Source organism: Rhizobium leguminosarum (genome assembly GCF_001679785.1).
Taxonomy (GTDB): Bacteria; Pseudomonadota; Alphaproteobacteria; order Rhizobiales; family Rhizobiaceae; genus Rhizobium; species Rhizobium leguminosarum_R.
The window spans coordinates 24,719-35,823 of sequence record NZ_CP016288.1; the positions used below are offsets into that span (position 1 = coordinate 24,719).

Annotated in this window: 10 protein-coding genes and 3 pseudogenes; 6 read left to right on the forward strand and 7 right to left on the reverse strand. The window is 58.7% G+C overall.

The window, feature by feature from the left end; genetic code table 11:
- Positions 1 to 45: 45 nt before the first annotated feature.
- The 4 genes and pseudogenes from tnpC to BA011_RS44550 form a co-directional block, all read left to right on the forward strand.
- Positions 46 to 1,185 (forward strand): annotated as a pseudogene (gene tnpC / locus BA011_RS30520) (IS66 family transposase); the annotation flags it as partial.
- Positions 1,186 to 1,357: 172 nt separating this feature from the next.
- Positions 1,358 to 2,911, forward strand: a complete 1,554-nt coding sequence (istA, locus tag BA011_RS30525) for an IS21 family transposase (RefSeq protein ID WP_065279982.1) — start codon at positions 1,358 to 1,360, stop codon at positions 2,909 to 2,911.
- A gap of 16 nt (positions 2,912 to 2,927) precedes the next feature.
- Positions 2,928 to 3,704 carry an IS21-like element helper ATPase IstB gene (gene istB / locus BA011_RS30530; protein WP_065279981.1) on the forward strand — a complete coding sequence of 259 codons (777 nt, stop codon included), beginning with the start codon at positions 2,928 to 2,930 and terminating at the stop codon, positions 3,702 to 3,704.
- Positions 3,705 to 3,810: 106 nt separating this feature from the next.
- Positions 3,811 to 4,158: pseudogene (locus BA011_RS44550) on the forward strand (IS66 family transposase); the annotation flags it as partial.
- A gap of 139 nt (positions 4,159 to 4,297) precedes the next feature.
- Here the strand turns inward: BA011_RS44550 and BA011_RS30535 are convergent.
- The 5 genes from BA011_RS30535 to BA011_RS30555 form a co-directional block, all read right to left on the reverse strand.
- Positions 4,298 to 5,299, reverse strand: a complete 1,002-nt coding sequence (locus tag BA011_RS30535; RefSeq protein ID WP_027664909.1) for a tyrosine-type recombinase/integrase — start codon at positions 5,297 to 5,299, stop codon at positions 4,298 to 4,300.
- Positions 5,296 to 6,219, reverse strand: a complete 924-nt coding sequence (locus BA011_RS30540) for a tyrosine-type recombinase/integrase (RefSeq protein ID WP_027664908.1) — start codon at positions 6,217 to 6,219, stop codon at positions 5,296 to 5,298. Before BA011_RS30540 ends, BA011_RS30535 begins: the two co-directional genes overlap by 4 nt.
- Entirely contained in the window at positions 6,216 to 6,476 is a 261-nt protein-coding gene (locus tag BA011_RS42780; protein WP_237352771.1) for a tyrosine-type recombinase/integrase, read from the reverse strand. The genes BA011_RS30540 and BA011_RS42780 overlap by 4 nt, the downstream gene beginning before the upstream one ends.
- Positions 6,477 to 6,618: 142 nt before the next feature.
- Positions 6,619 to 7,815: an IS256 family transposase gene (locus tag BA011_RS30550; protein WP_065279141.1), complete on the reverse strand. Its 1,197-nt coding sequence runs from the start codon at positions 7,813 to 7,815 to the stop codon at positions 6,619 to 6,621.
- Between the two features lie 92 nt (positions 7,816 to 7,907).
- Positions 7,908 to 8,804 carry a tyrosine-type recombinase/integrase gene (locus tag BA011_RS30555; protein WP_237352772.1) on the reverse strand — a complete coding sequence of 299 codons (897 nt, stop codon included), beginning with the start codon at positions 8,802 to 8,804 and terminating at the stop codon, positions 7,908 to 7,910.
- A 124-nt stretch (positions 8,805 to 8,928) separates the two neighbouring features.
- Between BA011_RS30555 and BA011_RS42785 the strand changes: the two are divergent.
- Positions 8,929 to 9,048, forward strand: a pseudogene (locus BA011_RS42785) (transposase domain-containing protein); the annotation flags it as partial.
- Here the strand turns inward: BA011_RS42785 and BA011_RS44865 are convergent.
- On the reverse strand, positions 9,036 to 9,254 hold the full coding sequence (locus BA011_RS44865) for a hypothetical protein (RefSeq protein ID WP_065283599.1): 219 nt from the start codon (positions 9,252 to 9,254) through the stop codon (positions 9,036 to 9,038). The pseudogene BA011_RS42785 and the gene BA011_RS44865 overlap by 13 nt on opposite strands.
- A gap of 143 nt (positions 9,255 to 9,397) precedes the next feature.
- On the reverse strand, positions 9,398 to 10,501 hold the full coding sequence (locus tag BA011_RS30565; RefSeq protein WP_065283600.1) for a saccharopine dehydrogenase family protein: 1,104 nt from the start codon (positions 10,499 to 10,501) through the stop codon (positions 9,398 to 9,400).
- A gap of 138 nt (positions 10,502 to 10,639) precedes the next feature.
- Between BA011_RS30565 and BA011_RS30570 the strand changes: the two genes are divergently transcribed.
- On the forward strand, positions 10,640 to 11,071 hold the full coding sequence (locus BA011_RS30570) for an Lrp/AsnC family transcriptional regulator (RefSeq protein ID WP_065283601.1): 432 nt from the start codon (positions 10,640 to 10,642) through the stop codon (positions 11,069 to 11,071).
- Positions 11,072 to 11,105 lie beyond the last annotated feature (34 nt).

Sequence of the window (11,105 nt, forward strand, 5' to 3'; positions counted from 1 at the left end):
TGAAAGGGCAGGAAAACCGGAGCAAAATATGCTCTGGTAGGCCTCATGACGCCGCCCGATCTACAGCTCCCAGATGATGTAGAGACCCTGAAAGCCATGGTCCTTGCCATGGCCGAGAAGGTAGCGCGCACCGATGCTCTCGAGAGCGAGGTCGCAGATTTGAAGGCCAGAAACGCTGATGCCGATGAACGCATCGAGCGACTGACCCAGATCCTGAAAGCCTTCGATCGGGCCCGCTTCGGCCGGCGATCGGAAAAGCTCGGCTCTCCAAGCATCGATGATGAGCAGCAGGCTTTTGTCTTCGAGGAGATCGAGACCGGCATCGCTGCAATCCGAGCCCAGGTGAACAAGGGTGCCGCCCATCCCGATGGCAAACGTCCGCCCCGGCCGCGTAAGGGCTTCGCACCTCACCTGGAGCGGGTCGAAGTGGTGATCGAGCCGGCTGAACTGCCCGAACACGCCGGCAAGCAGAAGGTGCTGATCGGAGAAGACGTCTCTGAGCGATTGGACGTCGCGCCAGCGAAGTTCCGTGTCATCGTCACCCGGCGGCCAAAGTATGCCTTCAAAAACGAAGACGGCGTCATCCAGGCATCCGCACCCGCGCACATCATCGAGGGTGGCATTCCAACGGAAGCGCTTCTCGCTCAGATCGCGGTCTCGAAGTATGCCGATGGCCTTCCGCTCTATCGGCAGGAGGCAATCTATGCCCGCGACAAGGTCGATCTCGATCGCAAGCTGATGGCGCAATGGATGGGCAAGCTCGGCTTCGAGCTCGACATTCTGGCCGATTACATCCTCGCCGAGGTCAAGAAGGCCGAGCGTATCTTCGCTGATGAGACGACGTTGCCAACGCTCGCGCCGGGATCCGGATCGGCAAAGACGGCCTGGCTGTGGGCCTATGCCAGGGATGACAGACCCTTTGGCGGCAGTGGCCCGCCGATGGTCGCCTATCGCTTCGAAGATAGCCGCGCTGGCGATCGTGTCGCCCGGCATCTGAATGGCTATCGTGGCATCCTTCAGGTCGACGGGTATGGCGCCTACAACAAGCTTGCCCGATCTGACGGCGGCAATGACGGAGTGATATTGGCCGGCTGCTGGTCCCATAGCAGACGCAAGTTCTACGAGCTCCACACTTCGGACAGCTCCAAGATCGCCACCGAGACGGTGGAGTTGATGGCAAAGCTGCGTGTTTCACTAATTTCGGGACAGCGATTCCGGTAATTCGCGGACAGCGATTTCAGTAAATACGGGACAGCGATTCCGCTAATTCCGGGACAGTCTCGGACGTGGATTTAAGGTCGATTTTCGCAAGCGCCGTTCTGGCAGATTGCCTCCTCATCATCGGTTGAGAGGGGCCATGCCAAGACGGAAGCAAGCGAGACGAACGACAGTGAAAGACATTCGATCGATACTGCGACTGACGCACGAGCAGGGCCTTTCGGTTCGCGCCGTTTCGGAACGCCTGAAGATCAGCAAAACCTCTGTGGCGACGTATCTGTTGCGAGCGAGGGAGACCGGACTTTCGGTCTGGCCGTTGCCTGCGGGCCTGGACGATGATGCCGCGCTGGAGCGACATCTTTTCCGGCGCGTTGGCCGGCCGCCACAGGACTTGGTCGAGCCGGATTGGCGGTCCGTTTCCGCCGAGCTGAAGCGCAAGGGTGTAACGCTGACGCTGCTCTGGCAGGAATACAGGGCGAGCCATCCCGACGGCTACGGCTACACATGGTTTTGCGACCGTTTTGCCGTCTTCGAACGCCGCGCTCACGCGACGTTCCGCAACCGTCATGAGGCGGGCGCGGTGATGCAGACGGATTATGCCGGCCACACCATCCCCATCATCGACCCTTCGACCGGCGTCATCCATTCGGCACAAATCTTTGTGGCGATGCTTCCCGCCTCGTCGTTGACATTCGCCTGTGCCAGCTTCAGCCAGAAACTGCCGGACTGGATCGAGGGCCAGGAACGCGCGCTGAGCTTCTTCGGCGGCGTCACGAAGGCGATCGTGTGCGACAACCTGAAGGCAGGCGTCGCCAAGGCGCTGTGGTTCGAGCCGACGCTCAACGCCACCTTCGCTGCTATGGCCGAACATTACGATACGACCATCCTGCCGACCAGAAGCCGCAAGCCGCGTGACAAAGCCAAGGTCGAAGGTGCAGTGCTGATCGTCGAGCGCTGGATATTGGCTCGCCTCAGAAACCGACGCTTCTTCAGTCTGGCTGATCTGAATGCCGCGATCTCGGTTCTGCTTGACGACTTGAACAACCGCCCGATGCGCCACATCGGAAAGTCGCGCCGAGACCTGTTCGAGGAGGTAGAGAGAAAGGCGCTTGCGCCGCTGCCAGCAACGCCGTTCGACTATGCGGAATGGAAATCGGCGAAGGTCCATCCCGATTACCATGTCGAGGTCGACAAGACCTTCTACTCTGTGCCGCACCGCTTGATCGGCCGACAGGTTGATGTGCGTCTGACCCACCGGGTGGTCGAGGTATTTCTCGATCACAAGCGGATTGCCAGCCATATCAGGCGTTCTCAGCGATCCGGGCATGTGACGGTCAACGAGCATATGCCCAAATCCCACCAGCGTTATGCCAACACGACGCCGGCATCGCTTTTGAACCAGGCGGCAAGGATCGGGGTGAACACCGCCATTCTGGTCGAGCGGATGATGCGCGATCGTCCTCATCCCGAACAAGGATATCGCTCGGCCTTCGGCATTCTGTCCCTTGCCCGCCGTTACGAGACGGATCGCCTGGAAGCGGCGTGCGAGCGGGCGCTGGTCATCAACTCCATCACCTATTCCTCTGTCGCCGCCATTCTCAAATCCGGTCTCGATCGAACCAAACCCCAGACAGACCCGGCAAAACCCACCCCGCCGCACACCAACATCCGCGGCGGCTCCTATTACCAGTGAAGGAAAGGAAAGACCCATGCTGACACATCCAACCCTCGATCAGATGCAGGCCCTTGGCCTTGCCGGAATGGCAACGGCCTATCGCGAACTTGCCGCTCAGAACAACAGCAGCGATCTCAGCCGCGACGAGTGGCTCGGCCTGATGCTCGATCGGGAAACGGCTCTGCGATCCGACAAGCGCCTGACCAACCGGCTTGCAGCTTCAAAGCTCCGCTTTCCCGACGCCTGCATCGAGAACATCGACTTTGCCGCTCATCGTGGTCTCGACCGCCGCAACACTCTGTCGCTTGCGCAAGGGGCGTGGTTGAAGGCACATGAGAATATGATCATCACCGGCCAGACCGGCACGGGAAAAACCTGGCTCGCCTGCGCCTTCGGCCGTCAGGCTGCCCGGCTCGATCATTCCATCCTCTACCTGCGTATGCCGCGTCTGTTCGAAGATCTGGGCCTTGCCAGGCTTGACGGCCGCTTTCCACGCCTGGTCGACAAACTCGCCCGCGTCCAGTTGCTGATCCTCGACGACTGGGGAACGCACACGCTCACAGATCAACAACGCCTCGACCTGCTGGAAATCTTCGAGGAACGCTATCGCCGGAAATCAACGCTCATCACCGCGCAGCTTCCTGTCGCCCAGTGGCATGACATGATCGGAGAACCGACCATCGCAGACGCAATCCTCGATCGGATCATCCACAATGCGCACCGCATTGCCCTTGAAGGCGACAGCATGCGACGGCAAAAAACACCATCCCACTTGACCGGCGCTGAAAACGGCGAAATCAATCGCTCATGACTTCAACCAGGCAGGCGAAAATCGACCACACCATGCTGTCCCGGAATTAGTGAAACCACTGTCCGCGATTTAGTGAAACGACTGTCCCGTTCTTCCGAAATACGCAGCAAAGCTCTGGCAGGTCGAAGAAACGGCCCGCGGCCAAAGCCCTGACGCGCGTGTCGTAGCCCGTCAGCAGACATCGGCTGCCGTCGTCAATGAGCTCTTTGACCTTTGGCAGAAGACTCTGCCGCGGATCTCCGGCAAGTCGAAGCTCGCCGAGGCGATCCGCTATGCCACCTCGCGTCGCTCCATCTTCGAACACTTCCTCACCGACGGCCGCATCGAGCTCGACTCCAACATCGTTGAGCGCGCCATCAGGCCCCAGACAATTACGAGAAAGAACAGTCTCTTCGCTGGCAGCGACGGCGGCGGAAGGACCTGGGCGACAATCGCCACGCTCCTTCAGACCGCCTTATGCCGCGCGCGGCATAAGCAGGTTTATGCCGACCGTCGAACTATGCCGAGTGTCTCTTCTATTGTTTGCAGCAAACCGTGCGTTCCCGGCCCGTTCGGCGGTCGCTGTTGTTTGGCACTCGGCATAGTTCTCATGCTCAGAGGGCGTTCAGGAATTCCAGAAGCCGGTCGCTTGGTCGAAATCGCTCGGCCTTGGCGCGTTCGTACGGCTTCAGCTTTGCGAGTGCAGATTCCTTCAGTTCGAGATGTGCATGAAGATAGGTCAACGTCGTTTCCATCGCTTCGTGGCCCAACCACAGGGCAATTACGGAGCAGTCGACGCCCGCCTGCAGCAACTCCATGGCAGCAGAGTGCCGCAAGACATGGGGCGAGACCCGCTTTGAGCGAAGGGAGATGCAGTGCTCACGTGCTTTGGCGACATATTTGTTCAGCAGCGCCTGCACGCCGTCCGCGCTGAGCCTGCCACCGTGCATATTCGGAAAGAGAGCCGTTGCGCCCCGCTTCCCTGGCTCCCTGAGCCACCGCTGGAGGGCTTGCTGTGCAACCTTCGTGAGCGGCGTACTTCGCTCTTTGCGGCCCTTGCCGACGCATTGCACATGCGCACCGCGGCCGAGCACTACCGAGTCTCGGTCGAGGTCGATGATCTCCGAGACCCGCAGCCCCGTTTGCGCGGCCAGCAATAGCAGAGTGTAATCGCGGCGTCCCAGCCACGTGTTTCGATCCGTACAGTCCAGGATCGCTTCAATCTCGGGCCTGGTTAGGAACTGAAGCTGCCGCTTGTCGCATCGCTTGCTGGGGATCGCGAGCACACGCTGAATGTGGGCGCTGTGTGCCGGCTCCTCAAACGCCGCATATCGGAAGAAAGAGCGGATGGCTGTGAGGCGGAGATTCCGGGTCCGCACCGAGGCGGATCTCTGCGTCTCAAGATCCTCCAGGAATGCGCCGATGAAAGGAGCGTCCAAATCCCGCAGCGTCAACTGGGATGGGGATCTCCCAATGCGCGTCTGTGCGAAAGCAAACAGGAGCCTGAAGGTGTCGCGATAGGAGGCGATGGTATTGGAACTTACACCTCGATGCTTCATAAGCCGATCCGTAAACCACCGCTCGATTAGCACGGGCAGGTCGTTCGTGTGTCTCATGACCGGACCTCCCAACGCTTATCCAATCGCCGTACGGCATGGTTCATCAGTTCCGGCGTGGCCGACAGATACCAATAGGTGTCGCGAACATTGGCATGGCCGAGGAAGGTTGAGAGAACGGGCAGCTCGCGTTCCACATCTTCGCCGGCGCGATGCCAGTTGATCAGGGTCTGGACGGCGAAACGGTGACGAAGATCATGAATCCGTGGGCCATCTCGATTCCCCTCCTGTCGTAATCCGATTTGCCGGGATAGTCGCCAGAACACGCGATGCACGTATTGATGCAGCAATCTGCCGCCTTGTTCGGCGACGAAGAAATAGGGACTGCGCGGCGTACCAAGGTGTGCATCGCGTCGGGCGGCGTAGCCCGAAAGGACAGCAATTGTCGTGGCATGCAGCGGGACCAGCCGTGACTTGCCAAACTTTGTCTCTCGGATGGTGAGGACGCCCTGGTCGAGATCGACATCGGCCCGGAGCAGGCTGAGCGCTTCGGAATGGCGCAGTCCGGCCACTGCTATCAGCCCGAACAGGCAGTGATATGTCCAGCGCCGCAGAGCGTTGGCCGGCGGCAACGACAGTGCCGCCGCCAAAAGTGTCTGAATCTCGATCTCGCTATAGATGTAGGGCTTTGTCCGCCGTGCCGGTGCTACAGCGTCGCTTGGTAGCACTTCTGTCAAAGGATCGAAATAACTGAGGTGCTGTGCAAAGCAGCGCACATCAGACAGGCGGATGGACCAGCTTGGCTGCCGGCCCATCGAGGTGACCCACTCCATTGCCAGATCATTCGTGATGGTCTCGGCGCCGCGGGATTCCATGAAAGCGACGAACTCCGACAATCGTTTTGCCGGACCGTCATATTTGTATCCCAGCCCTTGGCGCATGCCGATGTAGCGCTCAAACGCGGTGCCAAGCCGGCTCATTGGACACCTCCCGGCCAGGGTAGGCTCAGTTCACGCAGCTTATCAATATCGAGCTTGGCATAGATTCTTGTACTGTCGATGCTTCGATGGCGGAGCAGTTGGCCGATCTCAGCAAAGCTGGCGCCCGATCGCAAAAGGTCAGTCGCAAGGCTGTGGCGGAAAAGATGGGCGCCGTGATGCGCATAGCCTTCAATGTCGGCCTGTTCGAGTGCTTGCTTAGCGATCCACGTGATGGCGCTGCCAGATGTAAAACCCACGTGCGGGGCGAGTGTTCGTAGGAAAAGTCGTCGACATGCCGAGGCTGGACGCCCATGTCGGATATAAGCGACGAGTGCTGTTCCGACGTCGTGACGCGGTTATGTGCGTCAAGTTCAGCAAAAAGGGCGGTCATGAGACTGGTCATGCGGCATTGCGGAGAGCGAGTTTCTTATGCTCTCTGAGATCGTCCATGTTGATGTATCGATTGGCCTCCATCCAGTTTTCGTGGGTTTCGACGGCAAGGGCCCTGACCAGGCGCAGGCAGCTTTCGGTGTTGGGAAAGATGCGCACGACGTAGGTTCTACGACGGATTTCCTCGTTGAGGCGCTCGAGCATGTTGGTGCTCTTGAGATGCTTGTGGTGAGTGCGCGGTAGCCGGAAGAAAGTGAGCGTCTGCTCGATGGCTTCCTCGACCCAGCCGGTCAGCCGTGGATATTTTCCCGACCATTTGCCAAGCCAGGCGGAAAGATCGGTTTTCGCCTCGGCGAGATCGCGCCGGTCGTAGATCCATCGCAGTTCCTGCAGGCAATCGTCGCCGTGCTTGCGTGGCAGATGGTCGAGCGCATTGCGCAGGAAGTGCACATAGCAGCGCTGCCAGGCGGCTTCCGGAATGACTTCGCCGATCGCCGCGACGAGGCCGGCATGATCGTCGGAGACGACGAACTCGACACCCTTGAGGCCGCGGGCTTTCAATCCCAACAGGAAGTCCTTCCAGGCCGAGCGGCTCTCGCGGCCGGCCATCTCGACGGACAGGATTTGCCGCCGGCCGTCCCAGTCGATGCCGACGGCGATCAGCACCGCCTGGCTCCTGACGACGCCGCCCTCTCTGACCTTCTCATAACGGGCATCGAGGATGAGATAGGGAAAGGGCTCTTGAAGCGGGCGGCAGGCAAAGGCCTTTAGGCTTTCATCGAGCCGCTTGTTGATCGCCGAGATCGATGAGGCCGAGAACGCATGCCCGCACAGTTCTTCGGTGATCGCCTTGACCTTGCGCGTCGACACCCCCTGCACATACATCTCGGCCAGCGTGGCGACCAGCGCCCGCTCCGAGCGCTGGTAGCGTTCGAACAGCTCGGTGGAGAAGTGTCCCGAGCGGTCCTGCGGCACCCTGAGTTCCAACTTGCCCACCCGCGTTATCAGCGTGCGGCCGTAATGGCCGGAGCGGTAGCCGAGCCGCTCGGGCGTGCGTTCGCCTTTCGCGGCTCCCAAAGCCTCGTCCATCTCGGCTTCAAGGACCTCCTGCATCACCGCGCGCAGCACCTCGTGCAGCCCATCGGGGTTCGAAAGCAGAATGTCTTTGACGGTAGCAACAGCAGTCTTATCTTCTGTCTTGGTCATGGTGGCGTTCCTTCCAGGGAATCAGGTGACGTTGAACATCACCAGCCTGCCATGACCGCCCCTCTCAGTGAATTTGCAGAACCTTCCGCACACTACCCGTGACGCAGCGGCATAGTCGCTTGGCGTCGTCCCTTTCCGTGTACGAGGATCGTGCCCGACTGCCAGTCGATATCGTCAAGATTGAGGTTGGAAACTTCGCTGGCGCGCAAACCGAGCTTGGCGAGGATCATCAGAACCGCGTAGTCCCGACGACCCATTGCCGTCGTCCGATCACAGGCATCGAGAACCTTCTGGACTTTCTCGGGCGGGAGAAATGTTGGAAGGCCGGCAAGTCGCCAGCGGCGGATGGACGGCACACAGCCAGCGAGCGGCATCGAGATGAAACCCTTCAGATGCAAATAGCGCAGGAAGGCACGCACAACCCCGCACATGGCTTTGCCACTGTCGGCGGAACCATCGAGCGCATGTCGCTCGACATAACCGATCACGGTCTGCGGGGTGAGCGCTGCAAACCCGTCTACGCCTAAAGGGCACACCTCCCGGAGAAATCGAAGCGACAGAAGCTTGTGGCTCCCCATAGTCGCGGCGGCGAGCCCTCTCTCAGTCGAGAGATATTGCCCGAATACATCGACGATCTTCTCGTGCTCACTGCGCAGAATCGGAAGTGCGGCTGGTATTAAGCCTTTCTCCCGTAACGCCAAAAGCAAGCGGCGGAGTGCCGATCGATCGCCCGAGTCGGGCTTCCAGTGCTTGAAACGATGCTCAAGAAAGCGGTCGACGTGAACCTCGCTTAAATCCTGCGGAGCATGTCCATTGCCAACATGCCAGTCCATCAGATCCCGAAACAGGCTCAGCGAGCGCCACGTGCAATGCCGACCCAAACCTTCGTTCGACATTTTGGCGGCGTAAACGCCCGCAAACTCCCGATACGGACCATAGACCAGCTTCCGGTATAGGGCGCTGCGATTCAAATAGTCAGTTGCGTTCATGTGTCCTCTCCTTCGCGTCAACTGCGACGGAGAGACCCTAAACTATGCCGACTAGCTGCCCGCTATGATGCCGGAAACGTTGGCAAAAAGTTGATTAATCGGCATAGTTCGACGGTCGGCATAAACGGCGAAGATGAACAACGTCGATCCACAGGCCTGGCTCACCCAGACCCTCGAGCGCATAGCCAACGGCTGGCCCAGCAGCGATCTCGATGCACTCATGCCGTGGAACTACACAGGCTGAACGGCCTCGGCTTGCCGCTTACCATTGTGGACCGATCGCCAGCCGATGAAGCTGTACATTTGACCACGCAGGCGCACGCCGAAGCGAACCGTGTAGGTCGAGTTGCATTGGATGATCCGTTCAGCCAGTCCCTCCCCCAGATTGAGGAAGGACATGGCATGACGGAAGTTCTGGTCGACACTTTCAAGGAAGCTGGCGGAATTCATCGGACAATGCTCGTTTGGGTCTTCTGTTGTTGTGAACGACTGGCGGGTTGCCAACCCCACCCTGCGAGGGGTGAGCCGCAGCCCGCGTTCAGAGCGACACGCCCGACACCATCAACGTCGGGCGCCTGAAGTCATGACAAGGACTAGACCGCCTTCTTCAGACGCATGGCCTCAGGATCGTAAACCTGGCCAAAGCGATTGTTCAGGAAATCTGCGAGCGCGACTTCCTCCTGCCGAACGAAGCCCTTCTGAGGCAGTTTTCCATCGGCGAGGAGGTCGAGAACCGTCGTGATGCCGGCGGCAGTCGTAATTTGAATCGCGCTCATCGTTTTGCCCGCGACGACACTCGAATAAACCTTGTTGGCGTAGGTTTCCTGCATGTAGCGACCCTCTTTCCAGCCACACACGGTGACGAAGATCACGACCACGTCCTGCATCGTGGCCGGCAGAGCGTTTTCGAACAGGTCCTTGAGCACGTCCCGGCGGTTCTTGAGATTGAAGTCGTTCAGCAGCGCCTTGATTATTGCCTGATGGCCTGGGTAGCGGATCGTGCGGTAGTTCATCGTCCGAACGCGGCCCTCCAGCGTCTTGGCCAGCGTGCCGAGACCACCAGATGTGTTAAATGCCTCGTAGGTAACACCATCCAGCGAGAATTCTTCGCGCTCTTCCATGGCCGGCACTGTAATGAACTTGCCCTCAACAATCGCCTCACATGGCTCGATGTATTCGTTGATTAGACCATCCGTGCTCCAGGTCAGATTGTAGTTCAGAGCGTTCGACGGATATTGCGGCAAGGCTCCAACGCGCATGCGCACGCTATCCAGCGTGTCAAAGCGCTTGGCAAGGTCGTTGGCAACAATCGAAATAAAGCCGGGCGCGAGGCCACACTGGGGAATGAAAGCAACATCTGCACCTTCGGAGAGCTCCTCGACCTTCTTGGTCGTTGCGACATCTTCCGTCAGGTCAAGGTAATGCACCGAGGCTTCCAGTGCAGCCTCGGCGACTTTGCCGGTCAGGTTGAAAGGCGCCGCGGACAGAACGGCGAACTTCCCGCGAAGCATCACTACAAGTGCCCCGATGTCGGTGATATCAACGACTTTTCCGGAAATCGCGGGATGCTTGTCGAGCTTGTTGATCTGCGCCTGATCCCGATCGGTTACGACGACATTGTAATCGCCTGTTTCTGCCAGCATCAATGCGATGGCGCCACCGATCTTACCTGCGCCAATGACCACTACATCCTTCATTACAGTCCCCTTCACTTCAGGATTTGAATGTTGATAGTTTGCCTAGATCAGACGCCATATCATAGGGTCACATTGCTATTTTTGTCGGCTTGTTTTAAGCACTTCGCCGTATTGGATAGTCTGAATGCAGAGGTTCCGATGAATGTAACGGAAAAAGACCGTGAACTGCTCGACTTGCTTGGCGAAAATGCGCGCGCGCCCGTGGCAAGCCTTGCCAAAAAGCTCGGTTTGTCGAGAACGACCGTTCAGTCCAGACTTGATCGCCTGGAGCGTGAAGGGGTCATTGCCGGATATAACGTGAGACTGTCCGATGAATATCAATCAGGTCTTGCGAAAGCGCATGTCATGATCACGCTCGCGCCAAAAGTCTTATCACAGGTTTGCGTTTCGCTGCAGGCAATCCATGGTGTGAAATCACTGCATTCGGTGAGCGGCACATTCGATCTAATTGCGGTTCTCGAAGCTCCGTCGATTTCGGAACTTGATCAACTCGTCGACGGGATCGGAATGATCGATGGCGTTGAGCGAACGCTTTCCTCGATCATCATGTCCACCCGGCTAAGCCGCTAAATACATCCAGCTAGATGCGCCTCGCCGCTGATTG

What these genes read in the sequence shown, in the direction of transcription:
- istA (WP_065279982.1), top strand. Translation starts at nt 1,358, where the DNA reads ATGCCAAGACGGAAGCAAGCGAGACGAACGACAGTGAAAGACATTCGA.
- istB (WP_065279981.1), top strand. Translation starts at nt 2,928, where the DNA reads ATGCTGACACATCCAACCCTCGATCAGATGCAGGCCCTTGGCCTTGCC.
- BA011_RS30535 (WP_027664909.1), bottom strand. Translation starts at nt 5,299, where the DNA reads ATGAGACACACGAACGACCTGCCCGTGCTAATCGAGCGGTGGTTTACG.
- BA011_RS30540 (WP_027664908.1), bottom strand. Translation starts at nt 6,219, where the DNA reads ATGAGCCGGCTTGGCACCGCGTTTGAGCGCTACATCGGCATGCGCCAA.
- BA011_RS30550 (WP_065279141.1), bottom strand. Translation starts at nt 7,815, where the DNA reads ATGACCAAGACAGAAGATAAGACTGCTGTTGCTACCGTCAAAGACATT.
- BA011_RS30555 (WP_237352772.1), bottom strand. Translation starts at nt 8,804, where the DNA reads ATGAACGCAACTGACTATTTGAATCGCAGCGCCCTATACCGGAAGCTG.
- BA011_RS44865 (WP_065283599.1), bottom strand. Translation starts at nt 9,254, where the DNA reads ATGAATTCCGCCAGCTTCCTTGAAAGTGTCGACCAGAACTTCCGTCAT.
- BA011_RS30565 (WP_065283600.1), bottom strand. Translation starts at nt 10,501, where the DNA reads ATGAAGGATGTAGTGGTCATTGGCGCAGGTAAGATCGGTGGCGCCATC.
- BA011_RS30570 (WP_065283601.1), top strand. Translation starts at nt 10,640, where the DNA reads ATGAATGTAACGGAAAAAGACCGTGAACTGCTCGACTTGCTTGGCGAA.